The organism is Arthrobacter sp. YD2, from assembly GCF_030410475.1.
Lineage (GTDB): Bacteria > Actinomycetota > Actinomycetes > Actinomycetales > Micrococcaceae > Arthrobacter_B > Arthrobacter_B zhangbolii.
On sequence record NZ_JAUHHB010000004.1, the window covers coordinates 254,056 to 277,119 of the forward strand.

At 66.8% G+C, this 23,064-nt stretch carries 27 protein-coding genes; all 27 read left to right on the top strand.

The annotated features are described in order from the left end of the window. Positions 1 to 176 precede the first annotated feature (176 nt). The 27 genes from fliD (at position 177) to QWJ37_RS16030 (ending at position 23,012) form a co-directional block, all read left to right on the top strand. The gene (gene fliD, locus QWJ37_RS15900) at positions 177 to 1,511 is read left to right on the top strand and encodes a flagellar filament capping protein FliD (protein ID WP_290245913.1); all 1,335 of its coding nucleotides are present in this window, start codon (positions 177 to 179) and stop codon (positions 1,509 to 1,511) included. Between the two features lie 2 nt (positions 1,512 to 1,513). Next, positions 1,514 to 1,951, top strand: a complete 438-nt coding sequence (fliS, locus tag QWJ37_RS15905) for a flagellar export chaperone FliS (protein ID WP_227929403.1) — start codon at positions 1,514 to 1,516, stop codon at positions 1,949 to 1,951. After that, entirely contained in the window at positions 1,941 to 2,285 is a 345-nt protein-coding gene (locus QWJ37_RS15910) for a hypothetical protein (protein WP_227905127.1), read from the top strand. Before fliS ends, QWJ37_RS15910 begins: the two co-directional genes overlap by 11 nt. A gap of 185 nt (positions 2,286 to 2,470) precedes the next feature. Then, positions 2,471 to 2,812 (top strand): flagellar basal body protein, encoded by a 342-nt coding sequence (locus QWJ37_RS15915; protein ID WP_227905129.1) that lies wholly within the window; start codon positions 2,471 to 2,473, stop codon positions 2,810 to 2,812. Then, positions 2,812 to 3,204, top strand: a complete 393-nt coding sequence (gene flgC, locus QWJ37_RS15920; RefSeq protein ID WP_227929404.1) for a flagellar basal body rod protein FlgC — start codon at positions 2,812 to 2,814, stop codon at positions 3,202 to 3,204. Before QWJ37_RS15915 ends, flgC begins: the two co-directional genes overlap by 1 nt. Further along, positions 3,204 to 3,509 (top strand): flagellar hook-basal body complex protein FliE, encoded by a 306-nt coding sequence (fliE, locus tag QWJ37_RS15925; protein WP_227905133.1) that lies wholly within the window; start codon positions 3,204 to 3,206, stop codon positions 3,507 to 3,509. The genes flgC and fliE overlap by 1 nt, the downstream gene beginning before the upstream one ends. Then, positions 3,509 to 5,104: a flagellar basal-body MS-ring/collar protein FliF gene (fliF, locus tag QWJ37_RS15930; protein WP_290245914.1), complete on the top strand. Its 1,596-nt coding sequence runs from the start codon at positions 3,509 to 3,511 to the stop codon at positions 5,102 to 5,104. Before fliE ends, fliF begins: the two co-directional genes overlap by 1 nt. A gap of 26 nt (positions 5,105 to 5,130) precedes the next feature. Continuing rightward, a complete protein-coding gene (fliG, locus tag QWJ37_RS15935) occupies positions 5,131 to 6,174 on the top strand; it encodes a flagellar motor switch protein FliG (protein ID WP_290245943.1) in 1,044 nt (347 codons plus the stop codon). Then, positions 6,164 to 6,775, top strand: coding sequence for a FliH/SctL family protein (locus tag QWJ37_RS15940; protein WP_290245915.1), 612 nt, complete (start codon positions 6,164 to 6,166; stop codon positions 6,773 to 6,775). Before fliG ends, QWJ37_RS15940 begins: the two co-directional genes overlap by 11 nt. Then, the gene (locus QWJ37_RS15945; RefSeq protein ID WP_227905139.1) at positions 6,772 to 8,103 is read left to right on the top strand and encodes a FliI/YscN family ATPase; all 1,332 of its coding nucleotides are present in this window, start codon (positions 6,772 to 6,774) and stop codon (positions 8,101 to 8,103) included. The genes QWJ37_RS15940 and QWJ37_RS15945 overlap by 4 nt, the downstream gene beginning before the upstream one ends. After that, positions 8,104 to 8,538 (top strand): flagellar FliJ family protein, encoded by a 435-nt coding sequence (locus QWJ37_RS15950; RefSeq protein ID WP_227905141.1) that lies wholly within the window; start codon positions 8,104 to 8,106, stop codon positions 8,536 to 8,538. Beyond that, complete coding sequence (locus tag QWJ37_RS15955; RefSeq protein ID WP_290245916.1) at positions 8,535 to 9,230, top strand: C40 family peptidase; 696 nt, start codon at positions 8,535 to 8,537, stop codon at positions 9,228 to 9,230. The genes QWJ37_RS15950 and QWJ37_RS15955 overlap by 4 nt, the downstream gene beginning before the upstream one ends. Beyond that, positions 9,227 to 10,834 carry a flagellar hook-length control protein FliK gene (locus QWJ37_RS15960; RefSeq protein ID WP_290245917.1) on the top strand — a complete coding sequence of 536 codons (1,608 nt, stop codon included), beginning with the start codon at positions 9,227 to 9,229 and terminating at the stop codon, positions 10,832 to 10,834. The genes QWJ37_RS15955 and QWJ37_RS15960 overlap by 4 nt, the downstream gene beginning before the upstream one ends. Before the next feature lie 14 nt (positions 10,835 to 10,848). Further along, positions 10,849 to 11,358 (top strand): flagellar hook capping FlgD N-terminal domain-containing protein, encoded by a 510-nt coding sequence (locus QWJ37_RS15965; protein ID WP_341482045.1) that lies wholly within the window; start codon positions 10,849 to 10,851, stop codon positions 11,356 to 11,358. Positions 11,359 to 11,400: 42 nt separating this feature from the next. Next, on the top strand, positions 11,401 to 12,594 hold the full coding sequence (locus QWJ37_RS15970) for a flagellar hook protein FlgE (protein ID WP_290245918.1): 1,194 nt from the start codon (positions 11,401 to 11,403) through the stop codon (positions 12,592 to 12,594). A 208-nt stretch (positions 12,595 to 12,802) separates the two neighbouring features. Next, positions 12,803 to 13,156 (top strand): flagellar FlbD family protein, encoded by a 354-nt coding sequence (locus QWJ37_RS15975; RefSeq protein ID WP_290245920.1) that lies wholly within the window; start codon positions 12,803 to 12,805, stop codon positions 13,154 to 13,156. After that, positions 13,156 to 13,968, top strand: a complete 813-nt coding sequence (locus tag QWJ37_RS15980; RefSeq protein WP_227905154.1) for a MotA/TolQ/ExbB proton channel family protein — start codon at positions 13,156 to 13,158, stop codon at positions 13,966 to 13,968. The genes QWJ37_RS15975 and QWJ37_RS15980 overlap by 1 nt, the downstream gene beginning before the upstream one ends. Next, entirely contained in the window at positions 13,965 to 14,777 is an 813-nt protein-coding gene (locus QWJ37_RS15985) for a flagellar motor protein MotB (protein ID WP_227929410.1), read from the top strand. The genes QWJ37_RS15980 and QWJ37_RS15985 overlap by 4 nt, the downstream gene beginning before the upstream one ends. 74 nt (positions 14,778 to 14,851) lie before the next feature. After that, a complete protein-coding gene (locus tag QWJ37_RS15990) occupies positions 14,852 to 15,736 on the top strand; it encodes a flagellar motor switch protein FliM (RefSeq protein ID WP_290245921.1) in 885 nt (294 codons plus the stop codon). A gap of 4 nt (positions 15,737 to 15,740) precedes the next feature. Beyond that, positions 15,741 to 16,439 carry a flagellar motor switch protein FliN gene (gene fliN / locus QWJ37_RS15995; protein WP_290245922.1) on the top strand — a complete coding sequence of 233 codons (699 nt, stop codon included), beginning with the start codon at positions 15,741 to 15,743 and terminating at the stop codon, positions 16,437 to 16,439. Then, the gene (gene fliO / locus QWJ37_RS16000) at positions 16,439 to 16,948 is read left to right on the top strand and encodes a flagellar biosynthetic protein FliO (RefSeq protein WP_290245923.1); all 510 of its coding nucleotides are present in this window, start codon (positions 16,439 to 16,441) and stop codon (positions 16,946 to 16,948) included. Before fliN ends, fliO begins: the two co-directional genes overlap by 1 nt. After that, entirely contained in the window at positions 16,945 to 17,799 is an 855-nt protein-coding gene (gene fliP, locus QWJ37_RS16005; RefSeq protein ID WP_290245924.1) for a flagellar type III secretion system pore protein FliP, read from the top strand. Before fliO ends, fliP begins: the two co-directional genes overlap by 4 nt. Further along, on the top strand, positions 17,799 to 18,074 hold the full coding sequence (gene fliQ, locus QWJ37_RS16010) for a flagellar biosynthesis protein FliQ (RefSeq protein WP_227905168.1): 276 nt from the start codon (positions 17,799 to 17,801) through the stop codon (positions 18,072 to 18,074). The genes fliP and fliQ overlap by 1 nt, the downstream gene beginning before the upstream one ends. Next, positions 18,075 to 18,833 carry a flagellar biosynthetic protein FliR gene (locus tag QWJ37_RS16015; RefSeq protein WP_227905170.1) on the top strand — a complete coding sequence of 253 codons (759 nt, stop codon included), beginning with the start codon at positions 18,075 to 18,077 and terminating at the stop codon, positions 18,831 to 18,833. Next, positions 18,834 to 19,961 (top strand): EscU/YscU/HrcU family type III secretion system export apparatus switch protein, encoded by a 1,128-nt coding sequence (locus tag QWJ37_RS16020; RefSeq protein ID WP_227929414.1) that lies wholly within the window; start codon positions 18,834 to 18,836, stop codon positions 19,959 to 19,961. After that, entirely contained in the window at positions 19,958 to 22,015 is a 2,058-nt protein-coding gene (locus QWJ37_RS16025) for a flagellar biosynthesis protein FlhA (RefSeq protein WP_290245925.1), read from the top strand. Before QWJ37_RS16020 ends, QWJ37_RS16025 begins: the two co-directional genes overlap by 4 nt. Further along, positions 21,990 to 23,012 (top strand): hypothetical protein, encoded by a 1,023-nt coding sequence (locus tag QWJ37_RS16030; protein ID WP_290245926.1) that lies wholly within the window; start codon positions 21,990 to 21,992, stop codon positions 23,010 to 23,012. Before QWJ37_RS16025 ends, QWJ37_RS16030 begins: the two co-directional genes overlap by 26 nt. The last annotated feature ends 52 nt before the right edge of the window (positions 23,013 to 23,064 follow it).

Consider the following 23,064-nt stretch of genomic DNA (forward strand, 5'->3'; position numbering starts at 1 on the left):
AGCGCCTGACCAGATTCATCAGCAGTAACCGCAGAGCCGGCAGGTGAATGGCCGCTGGCGGCGGGGAAACATGACTTGGACCTCACGCTTCCCGCCGCCAGCCCATTCCCTGCCTTCGGTTTTTCACAGCACTACCGGCAGCACTCTTCCAGCAGGACTTCTCAAGGAGCATTTCCATGGCGCTAGGCATTGACGGGCTGATCAGTGGCATCGACACCACCGCCATGATTGCTGACCTGATGAAGATTGAAGCCCGCCCGCAGGCCATGCTCAAGCAAAAGGTCGAAACCAACAAGCTGTTCGCCACGGCCCTGCAGAACCTGAACACCAAAATCGCCTCCCTGGCCGAGGCCGCCGGAAAGATCGCCAAAGCAGGCGGTACCGACCGGTACGCCGCCGTCACCGGTGCGGAGACGGTCAAAGCCACCGTGAAGGCAGGAGCCGCCGCCGGGTCGCTGGACCTCACTGTCAACAAACTGGCCACCGCGCAGGTATCCCTCTCCGGCGCCATGGCCGCCTGGCCCAACGGTGACGCCCTCGCCATCTCGGCTAACGGAACCATCACCGAGCTGGACACCGCTGGCAAAAGCATGGATGAGGTGATCAGCACCGTCAACAAGGCCAACCTCGGCGTCACCGCCGTGAAGATCTCCGCCGGCAGCGTGGACGGGGTACAGCAGTACCGCATGCAGTTCACCGCCGCCGCTACCGGCGCCGCCGGGGCATTCACTGTCTCCCAGAACGGCACCGACCTGGGCGCCATCCGCGCCGGGCAGGACGCCGAAGTCACCCTTTGGGCCGGCGTGGCAGGTGCGGAAACAAAAATCACCTCGGCCACCAACACCTTCGCGGACCTGATGCCCGGCGTGGACATCACCGTCTCCGCCGTATCTGCCGATCCCGTGACCGTAGCTGTGAGCCGGGATACCAAAGCCATTTCCGACGTTGCCGCCTCCCTGGTCGCGAGTCTCACCGATGTTTTCACCTACATTGACCGGAACTCCGCGGTCAGCGTTGATACCTCGGACGGTGTGACCAAGACCGTGGGCGGAGTGTTCACCGGAGACTCGGCCACCCGCTCCCTGAAGCAGTCCATTATGGACGCTGCCACCGGCGCACTGGAGGGGGGCTCGACGTCGGCCATCGGCATCACCCTCACCAAGTACGGCACGGTCGAGTTCGACGCCGAGAAGTTCACCGCTGCCCTCACAGCCGATCCGGAGAAGACCCAGGCCGCGCTGGGTGCCATTGCCTCCCGGGTCGAAACCGCAGGCAAAGCCGCCTCGGACAAATACGACGGCTCCATCACCAAGCGGATCACCAGCCAGGAATCCATGGTGCGAACGCTCAACACCCAGGTGGAGGATTGGGACCGCCGGCTGGCCTCCCGCGAATCCACGCTGAAACTCATCTGGACCAACCTGGAAGTCAAACTCGGCTCGCTGAACAGCCAGATGGACTGGCTGACCGGCCAGCTTGATTCCCTCTCCGCCAACTCGAGTAAGAAGTGACCGTGAACTACGGACTTGCCGCCAAACGCGCCGAATACGCACGCAACGCAGTGCTCTCCGCCTCACCGGCGCGGCTGCTGACCATGCTCTACGACCGGCTGCTGCTGGACCTGGCCCGGGCCGAGGAAGCGCAGCAGAACGGCAACTGGCAGGTTGCCTCCGAGAACCTGCTCCACGCCCAGGCCATCATCACCGAACTGCTCGGCACGCTGAAGACCGACGTGTGGGAGGGCGGGGAGAACCTGCACGCCCTGTACACCTACTCGCTCTCCACCCTGATGAACGCCAACATCGGCCGCGACGCCAAACTGACCCGCGAGTGCATTGACCTGCTGGAGCCGATCCGGTTGGCCTGGCATGACGCCGCCACCCAGCTGCCCGCCGCCGGTGCAGCACCGGCAGTAGCGGGCGTTCCGGGAGGGGTCCTCGGTGTCGGCTGAATCCGCGGAGCCCTACCCCGCACCGGAGGACCTGGCCAACTTCCTGCTCTGGGAAACCGTACTCACGCAGCTCGAGGACAACCTCGAGGCCTTCCTGGAAGGACAGTCGCTGGCTGAACAGGCCAACGAGCTGGCCGCTGAATGGGAACCGCCAGCCGAGCTCGGCCCACTGCCCGAGGCACTCACCCAGCGGGCCCGCCTGCTGGCAAAGGCGCAGGCGCGTGCCTACGCGCAGCTGCGCAACGAATCCCGGACCAACCGGAAGCAGTCCATGCTGATCCGCAGTGTCCCCGGACCGTCGTCGTCGGCCGTTTACCTGGAAGTGGACGGCTGAAAGCAGACATAGGAAAGTCTGCTTACTTTTTTGTGTAACGCATACCTGCAAAAAGTATAAAAATTACTCGGCATTCCACTTACATGGATTTGCGATATGCCGATAACTCACAGTGAGCATGGATCGCTCACGTCTTAGGCCACGGATCGGCCGCACTGTCCCCTTAGCGAGAACTGGGTTCCACTGTGTTCGATTCCGTTTCCTCCATTGCGCTGCAAAGTGCCCTGGACGGGCTCGCCCTCCGCCAGCGCGCCATCGCGAACAACATTGCGAATGTGAATACCCCCGGCTACCAGGCCCAGCGCGTCAGCTTCGAAGACGCCCTCGCCAAATCGGTCAAGGCCGGCAACGGGGCGGCAGCCGCCACCACCTCCCGCTCCCTCGAGCCCACCCGACTGGACGGCAGCAACGTCAACCTGGACACGGAAACCCTGTCCAACATCGACACAGTGCTGCGCTACCAGTTCGCCACCCAGGCCGTAGGCGGGGAAGCCAACTCCCTCCGCACCGCAATGAGGACCAACTAATGACTTTTGACGCCATCGGCATTGCCGCCACCGGCCTCACCACCCACCGCAAGTGGCTCGACGCGGTCTCCGACAACCTGGCCAACGCCAACAACGTCTCCAGCACCGACGGTGCAGCCTTCCAGGCCCGCTACGTCGTGGCGCAGGAAGGTGCGGAGGGCAACGGCGTCTACGTTGCCGGCGTCCAGTACGGCGACGCCGAAGGCCGGATGGTCTACCAGCCGGACCACGCCCTGGCCGATGCGGAAGGCTACGTCCGCTACCCGGACATTGACCTCTCGGAACAGATGGGCAACCTGATCCTCGCCCAGCGCGGCTATGAAGCCAACGCCGCCGTCGTTGACCGTGCCAAGAGCACATATGAAGCAGCACTGCAGATTGGACGCTCCTAATGCCTGTCCCCGCCATCGCGGCCGTCAGCGGCACCACGCCCACGGCCTACGTTGAGATGGTGAAGCCGGCCGTCTCCACTGACGGATCCTCCTTCGCAGCCTCGCTGACCGGGGCCGTGGACAACGTCACCGATCTGTCCGCCCAGTCCAAGACTCTCGCGGTCCAGGCCGTCACCGGCGACCTGGATGATATTCACGCCGCCACGATCGCCTCCACCCGGGCATCCCTGACCCTGGAACTGGTTGCCGCGGTGCGGAACAAGGGTGTTGACGCGTTCAACGAGATCATGCGGATGCAGGCCTGATGCCGCCGGCAGTAAAAGGGATGGCCGGCCGCTTCGGCTCCACCATCCGGGAATTCAGCCTGGCCCAGAAAACCATCGCCATTATCGGCGTCGCCGTGCTGGCCCTGGGTGTGGCGCTGCTGGCCTCCTGGCTGACCAAGCCCGCGTATACCCCGCTGTTCTCCGGCCTGCAGGCCGAGGACGCCAACGCCATTGTGGAACAGCTCAAGACCGACGGCGTGCCCTACGAAATTGCCGGCGGCGGCGGCACCGTGATGGTGCCGGAGGAGAACGTCTACGACCAGCGGCTCAAGGCTGCCGGTGCCGGCCTGCCCTCCGCCTCCACCGGCGGTTACTCGCTACTGGACGAAATGGGTGTCACCTCCTCCGAATTCCAGCAGTCCGTGACCTACAAGCGGGCACTGGAAGGCGAGATCGCCAAGACCGTGGGCTCCATCGACGGGGTCAAGAACGCCTCGGTGCAGCTGGCCATCCCCGAAGACACCGTGTTTGTCTCCGAAAAGTCGGATCCCACCGCCTCGGTGTTCGTGGAAACCGCCAACGGCACCACGCTCACCGCGGACCAGGTGCAGGCCATTGTCCACCTGACCTCCGCCTCCGTGGACGGCATGCAGTCCACCGATGTGGCAGTGATTGACGCCACCGGCACCGTACTGTCCGCCGTCGGCGTCGGAGCCACCGGCTCCGCTGACAAACAGGCCACTGACTACGAACAGCGCGTCGGCGCCTCCGTCCAGTCCATGCTGGACCGCGTGGTCGGGCCGGGCAACGCCACCGTTGCAGTGGCCGCGGACATGAACTACGAATCCGCCAACCGGGTGGAGGAGTCCTTCAACGCACCGCAGGACACCCCCGCACTGAACGAGTCCACCAGCGTTGAGGAATACACCGGAGCCAACGGCAACACCGCCGCCGGCGTACTGGGCCCGGACAACATTGCCGTACCCAACGGAGGCAACGACGACGGGTCCTTCCGGTCCGAGACCAGCACCAAGAACAACGCGGTCAACAAGGTCACCGAAACCCGGGAGATCCCGGCCGGCTCACTGAACCGCCAGACCGTCTCGGTGGCGCTGAACACCCAGGCCGCGGCCGGACTCAACGTCGCGGACCTGGAAGCACTCGTGGCCTCGGCCGCCGGCATCAACGTGGAACGCGGGGATGAAATCACCGTGGAAATGGTCTCCTTCAACGCCGACGGCGCCGCCCAGGCCCAGGGCGCACTGGCCGACGCGCAGGCAGCGGAAGAAGCCGAACGCCGCGCCCAGATGCTGCAGATGGGCATCATCGTGGCAGGCATCGTGCTGGTGGTCATCCTGGCCCTGGTGGCCTACGCCATGCGCTCCCGCCGGCAGAACCGCGAAGTGGTGGACCTCGGCGAACTGCCCGAACTGGATCCGCTGGCCCCCGCCGCCGGACTGGCCATGCTCGGCGAACCGGTGCCGGAAGTTCCCACTGACACTGCCTCACTGCAGATTGTTGCCGCCACCGTGGACCAGGACCGCAAGCGGGCAGAGCTTGACGCCCTCGCGGCCCAGGATCCGGTCCGCACCGCTGACTATCTGCGCAACCTCATGGAGGAGAGCCGGTCATGACCGAGCTTGCCACCGCCCCGGTGGGGATGCCGCTAGCGCTGGGCACCGCCGTCGCGCCCGAAACCAAGGAACTGACCGGGATCCAGAAAGCCGCCGTCATCCTGATGCAGCTGGAGACCTCCCGCGCCGCAGTGGTGATGCAGCAGTTCACCGAGGCCGAAGCCCAGCAGATCGCGGCGGAGATCGTCCGGCTCAAGCGGGTGGATGCCGGGTTGGCCGAGAAGGCCATCAACGAGTTCTACGACATGACCGTGGACGGCCGCCGCCGTGCGCACGGCGGCCGCGACGTCGCCATGGGCCTGCTCGAAGCCTCCTTCGGCGTCGAGCGTGCCTCCGGTGTGATGGAACGGCTCGCGTCCTCCATGGCCGGCAAGTCCTTCGAATTCCTCGAAAGCGCCGAACCGAACCAGGTGATCTCCCTACTGGACGGGGAACTGCCGCAGACCATCGCGCTGGTCCTGGCGCACATGCGCCCCCAGCGTGCTTCCGCGGTGCTCACCGGCCTCAACGCCGAACTGCGTACCGACGTTGCGCAGGCCATCGCCACCATGGCCCGGGCCACGCCCGAAGCCGTGCGGGTGGTCGCCGAAACGCTGAAGTCCCGTGCCTCCGCGCTGGGCGCTGCCCGCGAGGCTTCGGATGCGATTGGCGGAGTGCAGCCGCTGGTGGACATCATCAACCGCTCCGATGCCGTCACTGAACGCGCACTGCTGGAAGCCCTCGAGGAACGCGATCCGGACCTTGCCGAGGAAGTACGCTCCCGGATGCTCACCTTCGCGGACCTGGTCAAGCTCGAACGCCGGGACGTGCAGCTGGTGCTGCGCGGCATCGACGTCGGGACCTTGGCACTGGCCATGAAGGGGGCCACCGAAGCGGTGCTGGACGCCATCCGCACCAACGTCTCCGAGCGCAACCGCGAACTGCTCGACGACGAAATCAAGGTTTCCGGCCCCGCCCGCCTCTCGCAGGTGGAAGAGGCACGCGCCAACATTGTCCGGGCCATCCGCGAAATGGAAGCCCAGGGCATCATCGAGGTGCACCACGCGGACGAGGAAGAATATGTCTACTGAGCAGCAGACGTTCTCCCGGCTCGTCTACACCGCGCTGGGCGCCACCGACGAGGAACAGCTCAATGCACAGGTGGAAGCCCGCGGCCACGCCGCCGGGTATGCCGCCGGCCTGCGCGCAGCCGCCGCCGATACGGAGCTGCTGCGCCGCACCCTGCGCGAGCAGCATGAGGATGAAGTACGCCGCGGGCAGGAACTCGTGAACCGCACCGTCGCGGCCCTGAACGCCGCGGTGTTCAGCCTTGAAGGCCGCACCGTCGCCCTGATCACGGACATGCAGGACACCCTCGCCGCTGCGGCCATTGAACTGGCCGAAGCCCTGCTGCGCCGCGAACTGGCCGACGACGAAGCTTCCGCCCGCGCAGCCCTGGCCCGGGCGCTGGAAGGCGTGGACACGGACCTCGTCCAGCGGGTGCGCATGCATCCGGTGGACCTGGCCGCCCTGGACGAAGAAACCCTTCGCCGTGCCCGCGTGGATTTTGTTGGCGACGCCGGCCTGCAGCGCGGAGACGCCGTGACCGAGTTCCCCAACGGCTACCTGGATGCCTCCCTCAGCGGAGCCATTGAGCGCGTCCGCCGCGCCCTGCTTGAGGATGCCGGATGACCGCCACCGCCTGGCGGCCCCGCAGCGCCGGTTTCGCCGCCGCCCTCCGCACCGCCGCCCCGCAGCGGGTTGGCCGGGTGTCCTCCGTGCTCGGCCTCAGCGTGGAAATCTCCGGCTTGGACTGCGGCGTGGGTGACCTGGTGTCCATCGGCGATCCCGGTTCCGCCGTGGACGCCGAGGTAGTGGCAGCCACCCGCGAGGGCGTCCGCTGCATGCCGTTTGGCCGGCTCACCGGACTGACCGCCGGCGCTCCGGCCCGGTCCAAGGGCACCCCGCTGCTGGTTCCCACCGGCACCGGACTGTTCGGCCGTGTGCTGGACGGCCTGGGCCGGCCCATTGACGGCAAGGGCCCGCTGGACATCGAAGCCCTGGTTCCCCTGGACCACGAAACCCCCTCCGCCATGCTCCGCACCCGGATCGACACCCCGCTGCAGCTGGGCGTGCGGGCACTGGATACGCTCACCACGGTGGGCCGCGGCCAGCGCATGGGCCTGTTCGCCGGCTCCGGCGTCGGCAAGTCCTCACTGCTGTCCATGATTGCCCGCGGCACGGACGCCGAAGTGTCCGTGATTGCCCTGGTAGGGGAGCGCGGGCGTGAAGTGCGCGAGTTCCTCGAAGACGATCTGGGTGCCGAAGGCCTGGCCCGCTCCATCGTGGTGGTCTCGACGTCGGACGAGCCGGCCCTGATGCGCCTGCGCGCCGCTTTTGTGGCCACCCGCATCGCCGAATCCTTCCGGGACCGCGGCGCCGACGTAATGCTGATGATGGATTCCCTGACCCGCGTGGCCATGGCCCAGCGCGAAATCGGACTTTCCGTGGGTGAACCGCCCGCCACCCGCGGCTATCCGCCCTCCACCTTCTCCCTGTTGGCCCAGCTCCTGGAGCGTGCCGGCACGGGCGAGCGCGGTTCGGTCACCGGCATGTACACCGTGCTGGTGGACGGCGATGACCACAACGAGCCCATTGCCGACAGTGCCCGGTCCATCTTGGACGGCCACGTGGTGCTGGACCGCAAGCTGGCCGTCTCCGGCCACTTCCCGTCCGTGGACGCCCTGGCATCCATCTCCCGGGTGGCCTCCCGGGTGAACCCGCGCGAACGCAGTGACGCGGCCTCCACCCTGCGCCGGGTCATGGCCGCGCGCCGGGCGGCACAGGACCTGCTCGACGTCGGCGCCTACCAGCGCGGATCCAACCCGCTGGTGGACGCGGCAGTGGATAACGAAGACGCCATCAACGCTTTCCTGCAGCAGCGGATGGATGAACAGACCCCGGCGGAAACCGCCTGGGCGCAGCTGCACCAACTGACCCGGATGCTGGGGGTGTCCTAAATGTCCCGTGCCTTTCCACTGGCCGGCCTGCTTCGCCTGCGCCAGCTGCAGCAGGACCGCGCAGCCGGTGAACTCTCGGCCGCCAACGCCCGGAACCGGGAAGCCCGGCAGGCCCGCGTCGAGGCCTACGCTTCGCTGGAAACCTCCAACACTGACGCGGTGGACGCCGCCACCATGAACGCCATTGCCGCCGCCCGCGCCTCCTCCCGCAGCATGCTCGCGGACCTGAACGCATTGGGCGCCCAACGGACCGCCGAGGTGGAAACCGCGCGTGCCGAGTTTTCCGCCGCCCGCGCCCGGTCCGTGGGCCTGGAAAAACTGCAGGGCAAGCACGCCGAGGCCGAAGCCGCCGAGAACCTGCGCGCCGAACAAACCATCCTGGATGAACTTGCCGGCACAGCCTGGCACCGCCGGCAGAAGGAAGCCAATTCATGAGTATGACTGACGCCCTGGGGCGGATCGAGGAAATCCGGAGCACGCTGAGCCAGCTCTCCGGCGCCGCCGGTCCCAAAACGGCTGCGCTCGGTACGACGTCCTCCGTCACCGGAACGGATACGGAGTTCGCCTCCACCCTGTCCTCCCTGACTGCGGCGGCAACGGGGACCGCAGGAGCTGCAGGCACCGCCGGTGCCGCCGCCGGCGGTGCCGCAGCGGACGGCAAAGTGCTCGACGCCGTGCAGAAGTACCTTGGCCTGCCCTACATCTGGGGCGGCAACGACCCGGCTCAGGGGCTGGACTGCTCCTCCTTTGTACAGAATGTCTACAAGGATCTCGGCTACACGCTTCCCCGCGTCACCTGGGACCAGATGAACTCCGGAACCGAGGTGGCCTCCCTGGCCCAGGCCCAGCCCGGCGACCTGATCTTCAGCCACGACGGCGGCCACGTGGCCATCTACCTGGGCAATGGAAAGGCAGTGGACGCCCCGCAGCCGGGCCAGACCATCGCCATCCGGGATGCCTGGGAAAACGATTCCAACATCACCACCATCCGGCGCATTCTGCCTACCGAGACTGCGGGGACCGCCGGAGCCCTTTCGGCTCCCGGCGGAGCCGGTGTTCCCGGCATTTCTGACCTGGTTGCCTCTGCCCGGGCCGCGCAGGCCGCACTGATGGGTTCGGCAGCATGAGTGCCGCCGCCGGGCTCCTCCGGCCTGCCGTCCCCACGGTTCGGGATTCCGCACTGACCGGCACCCGGACGGGGTCCGCTTCGCAGGATGGCGCACAGCGTTTCGGTTCTTCCCTCGAAGATGCCGTCAACGCCACCAGCCGCAGCGACAAGGCTAGCCAGCGCAACGACGCCGGGGCCCGCGACAGTGCGGGTGGCGGCAGTGCCTCCTCCGCCTCGGATCCGGGGTACGCCGGCGCGGCAACCGTGGCCGCCGGAACTGGTGGCGCTGGAACTGGTGCCGCTCAGGGCGACGGCGGGTCCGATGCTGCCCGGCCTGCTGCTGCAGATTCCGCGATCGCGTCTCCGGCGGATAATTCCCTGAACGGTGCTTCCCTGACGGTGGAAACCGCAGGGGGCGCAGCCCTGTCCACAGCGTTTGCCGGCCTGGCCGGGAGCAGCCTGCCCGGCTTGTCCCTGCCCCCGGTGGACGGTTCACCCTCCGGTGCTGCAGCCGCAGGGACCGCAACTGCAGGGGAAGAGATGTCCGCCGTCGCAGCCGCTGCCCCTGCCGGGCCCACCTCCGGAGAAACCGGAGTGCCAGCCGGGCACAGCACCGCGGCTCAGGCCACTTCAGCTGCAACCGCCACCCACGCCTCCGCCGCCACCGCCGCGACCATCGGTACGGCCGGTGCCGTCAGCGCTGCCGGGTTCGCCTCAGCCGCCGGCCCTGCGGGATCCGCTGCCGCGTCTTCCGGAGCGTCAGCTGTCGTTGCACCGCCGGCGCCCTTGGGCACCGGGACGGCCGCCGCAACGTCCGGCATCCCCGCTGCCGGGAACGCCGTTCCGGTGTTGCCCATGCAGGGCACCGTTACCCCGGCAGGCACCCTTCCCGGCGCCCTTCCCGGTGCCGCTGCACAGACTGCGCATAGTGCGGCCGCCGCAGGAGCCGGTACCGGCTTCAGCGCCGCTGCCACCACGGCTTCCTCCATCACAGCTTCCTCCACCGTGTTCGCCACGACGCTCTCGGCTGCGGCCGGCACCGACGCCACCGGAGCTATTGCGGCCGGAGCGGTGTCACCGGAAGGTTCCGCTCCCGCCGTCGCGCCGGTTGCTCCTGCCGCCGTCCCCCTTCCCCAGACCGCCGCACCGCAGAACGTCACCGCCCCGGCAGCCGCGCAGCCTGCTCCGGCTCTTGCCGCACCGCTGCTGAACCAGGTGGCGCAGCCGCTTTTCAGCCTCGCGACCGCCCAGCAGGGTGAGCACGTGATGACCCTGAGCGTCACACCGGAGAACCTTGGCCCGGTGACCGTCCGCGCCCACGTGGGAGCTGACGGTGTGCGGATTGAACTCTTCGCCCCCTCCGATGCCGGCCGCGATGCGCTGCGGACCCTGCTGACCGATCTCCGCCGTGACCTGGCCGGGTCCGGGATGAGCGCCAACCTTTCGTTGTCCTCACAGGATTCCCCGGGCGGGGAAGGCACCGAACGCGGTGACGGGGAACCGCGGCCCGGAACCGGCACAGATGCTCCGCCCGGCCCGCGCCGGCCCGAGGCAGACACCGCCCCCCGCACGTTCCGTCCCGGACTTACCGGCACGGCCTCAACCATCGACTTCCTGGCCTAGAAAAGGAGACCACTGTGCCCGTTGACGCAATAGCGGCAATCGGCGGCGGAAACACCGCCGCAGCAACCCGCGCGCCCAAACAAACCCTGGACAGCGAGGTCTTTATGCATCTGCTGGTCACCCAGCTGCGCAACCAGGATCCCAGCTCGCCCATGGACACCAACGAGATGATCGCCCAGACCACCCAGCTGGCATCCATGGAACAGCTCACCGCCATGGCCAAGATGGATGAAGAGAACTTCTCCCTCCAGATGCGCATCGCCGCGGCAGCGCTGATTGGCCAGAGCGTCACCTACACCAACGAAGCAGGGGAGTCCGTCACCGGAATCGCCCGTTCCGTGTCCTACGCAGCCGGTGTTCCCACCGTCAACGTCGACGGCGTGGACATCCAGCTGGACAGCATCTCCGGCGTCGTCTCAACAGCTGCCGCCGCACCGCCGGCAACAGCACCGGACGCCACACCAGGGACTCCGGAAGACACCGCACCGGTCCCCGCAGCAGTTCCCGCACCAGCCACTGCATAACCCTCCACCTCCCGGCACCACCCAAGCTGAAAGGCGCCAGCCATGCTTCGCTCCCTTTACTCCGGCATCTCCGGACTCCGTTCACACCAGACCATGCTCGACGTCACCGGCAACAACATCGCCAACGTCAACACCACCGGCTACAAGGCCACCGCCGTCCAGTTCCAGGACACCCTCTCTCAGCTGACCCAGGGCGCCACTGCTCCCGGCGCCAACAACGGCGGCGGCAACCCGGCACAGGTGGGCCTCGGCGTGCTCGTCTCGGGTATCACCACAAACTTCACCCAGGGTTCGGCCCAGTCCACCGGACGGGCTGAGGACCTGATGATTTCCGGCGACGGCTACTTCATCACCCGCCAGGGAGCGCAGACCACCTACACCCGCTCCGGTGCGTTCAACCTCGACGCCGCCGGCCGGCTGGTCTCCACCGACGGCAGCATTGTCCAGGGCTGGACGGCGGATGCCGCCGGCAACATCAACACGGGCGGCGCGGTAGGCAACATCACCCTGCCCGACGGCGCTATCTCTCCGGCCGCGGCCACCAGCGCCGCGACTATGGGCGGCAACCTGCCTTCCGAAACTGCGGTGGGCGGCACCGTGGTCAAGGACATGAATGTCTACGACGCCAACGGCAACGTGTCCGTGGTCACCATGACCTTCACCCGGGTCGCCGCAGGCACACCTGCCGGGGCAGCTGAAGGTTGGACGGTGTCGGCCGACGGTGCCACCGATGTCAGGTTGGGCTTTGAAAACGGTGTGCAGGCAACCGGCAATCCCAAAACCTTCACAGTGAACGGCGTGGCCGTGGACCTGGCGGCGCTGACCAGCTACGCCGGTGTCAGCACCGCCTCGGTCACCGGCCAGAACGGCCGCAGCGCCGGCACCCTGGAATCCTTCTCCATTGCCAAGGACGGCACCCTGATTGGGTCCTTCACCAATGAGTCCAAGATTGCCCTGGGCCGCATTGCTCTGGCCACCTTCACCAACCCTGCGGGTCTGGAGAAGGCCGGCAACTCGGGCTACACCGCCACGGTGAACTCCGGCAATGCCGTCATCACCGGCCCCGGCGAGGCCGGCAGCGGCGGAATCGGGTCCGGCATGCTGGAGATGTCCAACGTGGACCTCTCGCAGGAATTCACCAACCTGATTGTTGCCCAGCGCGGTTTCCAGGCCAACGCCCGCATCATCACCACCTCCGATGAAGTGCTGCAGGAACTCACGAACCTCAAGCGCTAATCCCGCCCCCTGAGGGCGAACGGCTCCGCAGCACGGTGTGCAGCGGGGCCGTTTGGCGCTTAACCCGTGCCGGACGCCCGCGGCGCGCGCCCCGGCGTCGTTGTTCCCGCTGTGCCGCTGCCGGGTCTTCCTAACGACGGCGGCATTCCGGCCGAAAGTAGGGGTGAGGACCTATCGGAGTCCTGCGGAACCGAACCTGGACGGGGCAATGATTGTACTTACGCGTCTCAATGATGCTCAGTTTGCGATCAACCCTGACCTGATCGAGCGGATCCATGTCAATCCGGATACCACGCTGGTTATGGTCGACGGTTCGAAATACATCGTGACGGAAAGCCTGCAGGAGGTCATTGACCGCATTGCGGCTTACCGGGCGCAGGTGATTTCCATGGCCCGCGACATTCCCCCGCAGATTTATGAACGGCCCGGTCTGGGCCTGGTACCGGAGGTTTTCTCCGCGGAGCCGGCCGGTGTCAAAACCGGTGCCAAAACCGGTGACAAAACAGCCGGGGACGGTACGTCCGGCGGCAAGACAGTGCCCCTTCGCCCTAGGAACAGCTAATGGATCCAGCAACAATTATCGGCTTAGTCCTGGCCTTCGGGTCGCTCTATGCCATGATCACCCTCGAAGGCGCCCACGTCTCCGCACTGCTGCTGCCGGCCCCGATGATCCTGGTCTTCGGCGCAACCATTGCCGTGGGCCTGGCCGGGGGAACGTTGAAGGACTTCCTGATCTCCTTTAAGGCCGTGCCGCGGGCGTTTATGGGAAAAACGCCGCAGCCGCAGGAGACCATTGACCGGGTGGTCCTGCTGGCCGAGAAGGCCCGCAGCGAAGGCCTGCTGTCCCTCGAACAGGACGCCGCCGAGGTGGAGGATCCGTTCCTGCGCACGGCACTGCAGAACATTGCCGACGGCACCGACGGTGAGGAACTGCGGATGCTGCTCGAAGATGAAGTGGCCACCAAAACCGCCAGCGACAAGATCCCGGTCAAATTCTTTAACAGCCTGGGCGGCTACGCGCCGACCGTCGGCATCATCGGCACGGTGGTGTCCCTGACCCACGTGCTGGAGAACCTCTCCACCCCTGACCACTTGGGACCCATGATTGCCACTGCCTTTGTGGCCACCCTCTGGGGCCTGCTGTCGGCAAACTTCATCTGGCTGCCCATCAGTGCCCGGCTCAAGCGCCTGGCGGACCTGGAAGCAGAGGAAATGACCCTGCTGATGGAAGGCGTCCTCGCCCTGCAGGCAGGCAGCCAGCCGCGGCTTCTGGGCGAACGGCTCCGGGCCATGGTGCCCGCGCATGCCCTGGGCACCAAGGCTGAGAAGGCAGAAAAGGGCGACAGCGCCGATAAGGTGCAGGACGCCGCGTGAGCGCCAGCAAACGGCGCCGCCCCAAAGTGGAGGAGGACGAGCACCCGGACGAACGCTGGATGGCCTCCTACATGGACATGGTCACCGTGCTGATGTGCATGTTCATTGTCCTGTTCGCCATGTCCAGCGTGGACGCGGAGAAGTTCGCCCAGCTTAAGGAGTCCCTGGCCACCGGGTTCGGTGCCGAGGAGACCAACACCGTGGACACCGCCGTCGGAATTGTGGTGCCTCCGGACAAGGTGGACAGCGAGGAGGTCATTGAACCCGATGCGGCCCTGGCCGCCAAGGAAGTCGATGACCTGACCGCGCTGCAGGACGCTATCTATGCCGGCCTGCAGGAAAAGGGCCTGGAAGACGCCGTCCGCTTTGAGATGGATGAACGCGGCCTGACCATCCGCCTGGTCAGCTCCGAAATGTTCTTCGCCCCGGACCTGGCGGACCTGACCGGCGAGGCCGTGCGGGTCCTGGATACCGTGGGGCCGGCCCTGGCACCCACCACCTACCAGGTCTCCGTTGAGGGGCACACCGCCCAGGTGCGCCAGTTTGCCGACAATGCCCTGGATTGGGAGCTCTCATCCTCCCGCTCGGTCAATGTGCTGCGCTACCTCGTGTCCCAGGGTGGAGTGGTCCAGGACCGCATCAAGGCCGTGGGCTACGGCGAATCGCGTCCGCTGACCCCCGGGCTGACCGCGGCGGAGCTGGCCCAGAACCGGCGGGTGGACATAGTGGTGCTGTCCGGGCAGAGCGAGGACGTACGCTCGCTGATTCCCGGTATTGTGGCCGAGCGCGATGCCACGGCAGGCACCTAGCAGCACTGCTTACGCGCCCGGCCCGGCTGCCGATAGTGCGGAATGTGACGGTCCAAGAATCACCTTCCTTAGGCGTGCCTGCAAAGGCTGCGCATTCCAAATCCAAGCCTGTTGAGGTCTACGACTTCAGCCGGCCCACCACCCTCGCCCGCGAGCATGCCCGGGTGCTGGAAATGGCCTTCGATACCTTCGCCCGGCAGTGGGGCACCCAGCTCACTGCCAAGGTGCGTGTGCTCTCGCAGGTCACCTCCGAGGACGTCCAGGTCCTCAGCTATGACGAATACGCTGCGTCCCTGCCGGACAACACCGGCATGGTGCTGTTCAACATGGGCAGCATTCCGGCCAAGGCCGTCATCCAGTTCCCGGTGGCGGCAGCGCTGTCCTGGGTGGGACACATGCTCGGCGGCACCGGCTTCCAGACCGCGCCGGACCGCAAGTTCACCCACATTGAACAGGCCCTCCTGGGCAAGATCATGGACGACGCCGTTGAGGACCTGCACTATTCCCTCGGCCACCTCCTGACGGCCCCGCTGACACTTTCATCGGTGCAGTACAACTCCCAGTTCGCCCAGGCGGCGGCATCCGGTGACCCCATGATCGTGGCGACCTTCGACATGGCGGTGGGCGAAACCACCGCCCCGGCCACCGTGGCCATTCCGGCAGCGGCCCTGCTTCCGCAGCTGGATCCGCTGGGCGCACAAACCAGCACCGCCACCCCCGCCGAACTTGTCCAGCTGCAGATGGCGCACGTGCCCGTCAAGGTGTGCCTGCAGCTCGAACCCATCGTGGTGAAGCCCGCCATGGTCCTAAACCTTGCCGTGGGGGACGTCCTGAACGTTGGACACCCGCGCCACCGCCCGTTGAACGTGACCGTAGACGGTCAGACCCTGGCCCAGGCAGCCGTCGGAGCCAGCGGCTCCCGGCTGGCCGGCAGCATCGTCAGCATCGAGGAGAACTAACCTTATGACCAGCCCCCACAGCCTGCACGCCGACGCCGTTTCCGCCCTGGTGCGCGGCCTGCCCACCCCCATTGTCCTGGAGCCGATCCCGCACACCGGTGCCGGGGTGCCGGCGGCGCACACCGCTGCTGCCGTCACCGCCTCCTTCGTCGGTTCCGAGTCCGCGGACCTGGCCCTGATCCTGGACAGCTCCTCACCGCTGGCCGACGTTGCCGGTACCGACTCCCCGCTGGTTTCCGCGGCGGACGTGCTGCGCCCTTCCCTGGAAGCCGCCAGCGCCACGCTGGGCGTCGGTGTCCTGGGCGAGGCCCGCACCGAAGACGCCGCCGCACTGTTCGCGGACCCGGCCACCGCCGTCTTCGAGCTGCGCGCACCCGAGGGCACCGCCGGCTGGTTCGCCATCCGCCTGCGGGACAGCAGTGCCGCCGGAGCCACTCCGGACAGCTCGATCGTGGGCAAAATGGGGCGCATCAACAACATTGAGATGGCCTTGACCGTGGAAATCGGCCACACCCGGATGTCGGTCCGCGACGTCCTGAACCTGGAACCCGGCCGCGTGGTGGAACTGGACCGCTCCGCCGGAGCACCCGCCGACATTCTTTTGAACGGACGCCTCATCGCCAACGGCGAGGTAGTGGTCATTGACCAGGACTATGCGGTGCGCATTACCAAGATCCTGGACGTGGTTGAGGGGCTCAATTAGTGGAAACCCTCTTTCTGGGACTCCGTGTCCTGGTTTCCCTCGGCGCCGTGCTCGGGCTGCTGTGGTGGCTCCAGCGCCGGTTCGCCCGCACCAACGGTTCGGCGGCCAGCCAGCCGGAAGTCCGGGTGATCAGCCGGCAGCCGATCACGCCGAAGGCTTCCGTGGTGGTGCTGGAAACCGGCGGCCAGCGTTTCCTCCTGGGCGTGACCGAAGGGTCCGTGAACGTGCTGCACACCGCGGATGCCCCTGAACCCGCACCGGACACCTCTGCCGCGCCCGACGCCGGTTTCGCGGCGTCGCTGAAGGCCGCAGGCGCGGACGGCATCAGCCGTGATCCCTACGCACCCGTGCCGGCCGGGCACACCGCCACCACCCGCCGCGCGGGCCGCGGCGCGCATGCGCTGCCCGGGGTTACTCCCGGAAAATCCCCGCTGAACGGTTCCATCCTCTCGCCGGATACCTGGCGCCAGACAGGCGCCGTCCTGCGCAGCCGCGGACGCAAAGGGTGAGCACCGCCGCCACAGCGCGCACGGCTCCGCTCCTGCGCGCCCTGACCATTGCCGCGGCACTGCTCTTCGCCGTCGCCGCCCTGCTCCTGCTCGGGGCCGCCGCCGGTCACGCCAATACCCTGGACCCCGCGCCCCCGGTGGCGCCGGAGGACCCGACAGCCCCCGCCGAACCGAACGACGGCGGACTCAGCATCGACATCAACGGCCAGGACGGCGGACCCTCCACGGCCGTCACCACGCTGATCGGCATCACGCTGCTCTCCGTGGCGCCGTCACTGCTGCTGATGCTCAGCTCCTTCACCAAGATCTTCGTGGTGCTGGCGATGACGCGCAACGCGCTCTCGCTGCCCTCCATCCCGCCGAACCAGGTGCTCGCCGGGCTGGCCCTGTTCCTTTCCCTGTTCATCATGGCGCCGGTGATCAGCGAGATTAACTCCATCGCGGTGCAGCCCTACCTCAACGGCGAGATCAACTTCGACTCCGCCCTGGACACCGGCTCCGGACCGCTGCAGCAGTTTATGCTCGCCCACACCCGGGAAGAGGACATTGCGCTGATGACCCGGGCTGCGGGACAGGAGAACCCGGAGAACCCGGAGTCGGTGCCGCTGACCACGCTGATACCGGCCTTTATGATCTCGGAACTGCGTGCGGCGTTCATTATCGGCTTCGTCATTTTCATTCCCTTCCTGGTCATTGACCTGGTGGTGGCCGCGGCCCTGATGTCCATGGGCATGATGATGCTTCCGCCCGTGATGATCTCGCTTCCCTTCAAGATCCTCCTGTTTGTCCTGGTGGACGGCTGGGGCCTGATCATTACCTCGCTGATCAACAGTTATCAGGGCGGCACCTGATGGATACGAATGCCGTCCTGGACATCGCCCTGCAGGGGCTGTGGGTTGCCGCGAAACTCTCGGCGCCGGTGCTGATCACGGCACTGGTGGTGGGTTTCGCCATTTCGCTGCTGCAGTCCATTACCCAGATCCAGGAAGTGACGCTTTCCTTTGTGCCCAAGGCCGTGGCCGTGGGAATCGCCCTGCTGGTGTGCGGGCACTGGATGATTTCGGAAATAGTGTCCTTCACCCACGAAATGTTCGCCAGGATTCCGTCCCTGCTCGGCGGCAGCTAAGTGAATATCACCCTTGACCAGAACTGGATCGAGGCGTTCCTGCTGGCGTCGGTACGGATGGTCGCCTTCCTGGTGATCGCCCCGCCGTTTTCCTACAACGCCTTTCCCGCCCGGGTGAAGGCCATGCTCGGCCTCGGCCTTGCCCTCGCGGTGGCGCCGCAGGTCAGCCAGGGCTACAGCGCACTGGGCACCGGCGCGTTTTTTATGGCCCTGGTGCTGGAACTGCTGGTCGGGGCGCTGCTTGGCTTCCTGGTGCTGGTGGTCTTTTCCGCGGTCCAGTCCGCCGGCAACCTGATCGATACGTTCGGCGGCTTCCAGCTGGCCCAGGCCTTCGATCCGCAGTCCATGGTCAACGGCGCCCAGTTCACCCGCGTCTTCCAGATCACCGCCCTGGCACTGCTCTTCGCTTCGGACGGCTACCAGCTCATCATCGGCGGTCTGCTGCGCAGCTTCACCGCGCTGCCGCTGACCGGGGGAGTGGACCTGAGCGAACCGGCGGCAGCAATGGTCACCGCCGTTTCGCAGATGTTCCTGGCCGCGGTGCAGATTGCCGGCCCGCTGCTGGTGGTCCTGTTCCTGGCCGACGCCGGGCTGGGCCTGCTCACCCGCGTCGCCCCGGCGCTGAACGCCTTCGCCCTCGGCTTCCCGCTCAAGATTTTACTGACGCTGACCCTTGCCTCGATGGTGTTCCTGGCCCTGCCCCGGATTGTCTCCTCGCTGGTCTCCACCATTGTGCGCGCCGTGACGGGGGTGGAGTAGATGCCGGAACCGGACTCAGGGGAACGGACAGAGCAGGCCACCCAAAAACGGATGAAGGATGTCCGTTCCAAGGGCCAGCTCTCCCGCTCCGATGACCTCACCGCCTGGGTGGGGGTGGGCGCCACGGCGATGATGATGCCGCTGACCATTTCCCGCGGCTCCTCTGCCGGCGGGGAAATGCTCGACGGCGTATCCACCATTACCGCCAACCCGGACCCGGAACTGGCCCTGGCCATCATGACCGAGGGGCTGGGCGCCATGGGCTACATCCTGGGGCCGATGCTGGGGGTGGTGGCCGCCGTTGTGCTGCTGACCGCTGCGGTGCAGGGCGGTATCCACGTGAAGAAATTCAAGGGCAAGTTCGAGCAGTTTGACCTGGTCAAGGGGCTCAAACGTGTCTTTGGCACGCAGGCCCTGTGGAACGGTGTGAAATCACTGCTGAAAACCGCCGTTGTGGGACTGGTGCTCTACGCCGTAATCCAGCAGCTGATGCCGGTCCTGATGTCTGCCGGCGGCCTGCCGGTTGCTGCGGTGCTGGAAGCGGCGGGCGGCGGCACCGCCCTGCTGCTGCAGACAGCCGTAGCCGCCGGCCTGGTGCTGGCTGCGGCGGACATTTTTGTGGTGATGAAGCGCAACCGGAAGAAAACCCGGATGACCAAAAAGGAAGTCAAGGATGAAAACAAGAACTCCGAAGGTGATCCGCTGATCAAATCGCAGCGGCGTTCCCGTCAGCTGGCGATGAGCCGGAACCGGATGATCGCCGCCGTGGCGGATGCCGACGTCGTGCTGGTTAACCCCACGCACGTGGCGGTCGCCCTCAAATACGAGCCGGGCAAATCGGCGCCCCGGGTCGTGGCCAAGGGTGCGGACAACATTGCCGCACGCATCCGCGAGGAAGCCGAAAAGCAGCGCGTTCCCATGGTCCAGGACATTCCCCTGGCCCGCGCACTACACAGCGCCTGTGAACTCAATGCCGAAATCCCCGTGGAACTCTACAACGCCGTGGCCCGCGTGCTGGCGTTCGTGATGTCCCTGAAGCGGCGCGGCGCCGCGTACGGGATGCACACCATGGCGGCAGCCCCGCCCGAACCAGTGACCACCCCACAACACCGTAAGGCCGCGTCATGAACCGCAACCGCAACCTCCTGAAACTCGCCGTCCCGGTGGGTGTCGTTGGCATTATCCTGCTGCTGGTGGTGCCTGTGCCCGCCGGGCTGCTGGACATCCTGATTATCATCAACATCCTGCTGGCCCTGGTGATCCTGCTGACCACCATGTTTGTCCGCAAGCCGCTGGACTTCTCGGTCTTCCCGTCCCTGCTGCTGGTCGCCACCCTGTTCCGGCTGGGCCTGAACGTGGCCTCCACCCGGCTGGTGCTGGGGGAGGGGTACGCCGGGCAGGTGATCGAGGCGTTCGGCCACGTTGCCGTGGGCGGCTCCCTGGTCATCGGCGCGGTGATCTTCCTGATCCTGGTGGTCATCCAGTTCGTGGTGGTCACCAAGGGCGCCGAGCGCGTGGCGGAAGTCGGGGCGCGGTTCACCCTTGACGCCATGCCGGGCAAGCAGATGGCCATTGACGCGGACCTGAACGCCGGACTGATTACCGATACCCAGGCACGGGAACGCCGCGCGGAGGTCTCTGCCGAAGCTGACTTCTACGGTGCCATGGACGGCGCCTCGAAGTTCGTGAAGGGCGATGCCATTGCCGGACTGATCATTATCATCATCAACGTCATCGGCGGCATTGCCATCGGTATGCTCCAGCGCGGTATGTCCGCCGGGGAAGCGGTGAATACCTACAGCCTGCTGACCATCGGCGACGGCCTGGTCACCCAGATCCCCGCCCTGCTGATGGCTGTCTCCACCGGTATGATCGTCACCCGCTCCAACGCCGAAGCGGACATGGGTTCCACTGCAGGCGCGCAGCTGGGGCAGTCCCGCAACGCGCTGATGATTGCCGGCGGCGCCGCCATCGTGATGGCGCTGATTCCGGGGATGCCAAAGATCCCGTTCATCGTCATCGGCGCACTGCTGATCCTGGTGGCCCAGCGGATCAAGGTCCGTGAGGGAACCGAGCAGGCGGAGAAGGACGCGGCGCAGGCCGCCCTGGACGCACCTGCCACCTCGGAAACCACCGAGGACCTGATTGAGCAGATGCGGGTGCATGCCCTGGAAATCATGCTTGCCCCGGACCTGGTGGATATTGTCACCGGCGGATCCGATGACCTGCTGGCCCGCGTCCGGGCGCTGCGCCGCAAGATCGCCATGGACCTGGGCATTGTGGTGCCGCCGGTCCGCACCCGGGACAGCGTGGACCTTCCGCTGTCCACCTATGTCATCCGGATTGCCGGTGTGGAGGCCGGGCGCGGCGAGGCGCCGGCGGGCCGGATCCTGGCTCTGGGCGACGCCCTGGAGGGGCTGCCCGGAACCGTCACCGTTGAACCGGTGTTTGGCCTGGCCGGGAAATGGGTACCGGCGGAAATGCAGCATGCCGCAGAGATGTCCGGCGCCACGGTGATTGACCGGGTTTCGGTGCTGGTGACGCATCTGTCCGCCGTCATCACCGCCAACGCCGCACGGCTGCTCACCCGTGAAGACGTACGGGTGCTGACCGAAGGCGTTAAACAGGTCAACCCCTCCGCGGTGGAGGAACTGGTACCCAACGTGCTTTCGCTGGCCGAGGTGCAGCGGGTCCTGCAGGGACTGCTGGCCGAGCAGATCCCCATCAATGACCTGCCGCGCATCTACGAGTCGCTGCTGCTGCGGGCCAAGGTCTCACCCGATCCCGAGGGCCTGATTGAGACAGCCCGGACCGCCCTGGGACCGGCCCTGGCCGCCCAGTACGTTGCCGATGGCGTCCTGCGCGTGATCATGATCGACCCGGCACTGGAGCAGTCCATGCTCGAGGCGCTGCGTCCCTCGGACCAGGGCAGCCAGATCCTGCTGGACCCGGCACGGATCGATGCGGTGCTCGGCTCGCTGAAAACCGCCGTCGCGGGAGCGGAGAATGCCGGCTACAATGCCGTACTGGTCTGCGCACCCGCCCTGCGCCCGGCCATCCGGCGGCTGGTGACGTCCCAGGCCGGCGGACTGCCTGTCCTGTCCTATCAGGAAGCCACTGCAGGTAATGTCAATATCGAGACTGTAGGGGTGGTACGTGGAACCGAGACGATTTCAGCTTGAAGGGCCGTCGCTGGACGCGCTGAAGGCCAAGGTGCTGGCCGAACACGGCCCGCGCGCAAGGATTATCGCTGCCGAAAAAGTGACGGTAGGCGGGATAGGCGGCTTCCTGTCCCGGCATCACTATGAAGTGACGGTGGAACTGCCGCCCAGCGGCCGCCGCCGCGCTCCGGTGGAACCGGACCTGCCCAGCCGTGCCTCCGCGGCACGGGCCGGCATTTCGGCACTGCTTGAAGAAGCCGAACGGGCGGAGTCCACGCTGCATCCCGCTGCGCCTGCCGCGCCGGCCGGACCCGCCGCTCCGGCGGTCTCCACCGGGTCCTTCGCGTTCGCTGAGTTGATCGACAACATCTCCGCCAGCACCGGCACACCCGCCGCCCAGGCGGCCCCGGCACCGGCTGCGCCGGGGGTGGCGAAGGCGGACGCCGCCCGGCTGTATCCGCCGCCGCTGAACCAGGGCAGGATCAACCAGGGCCTGGAGCCGGAACGCCGCGCCATCCCGCAGGCACCCGCCCCGCTCGGCAACGCCGGTGATCTGGTCATGGTGGTGGGGCTGGGGGATGAGCCGCTGGAAGTCTGCCGGTCCATGGCCGAACTCGCGGGCAGCGGTGCTGCCGCGGTCAGGGTTGCCGGTGCGCTGGAGACCGAGGGTGTGGGCCGGGCGGCAGACCGCCGGGCTGTGGCCACGGCCCGTGCCGCCGGCGTGATGGCCGGGCACAGCATCTATCTTGCCTACGGGCTGGGCCGGTCCGGCACCGAAATGGGCCGGCACGCCACCCTGATCGCAGCACTGGCTGCAGACCAGGTGTGGGTAGCCGTGGACGCCGGCCGCAAGCCGGAGGATACTGCCGCCTGGGTGGGGGCGGTGCGCAACGCCGTCCCGGTGGACGGCGCGGCGGTAGAAGGCATCGACACCACCGGAACACCTCAGTCAGTGAACGCGCTGAACCTGCCGATCGGCTGGCTCGACGGCGAACCTTCACCCTCACCGGTGCTGTAGCTGCCCGCCCGCGCACCCGTGGTGCCGCGGCCCGCCCGCAGCTTCCCGGCAG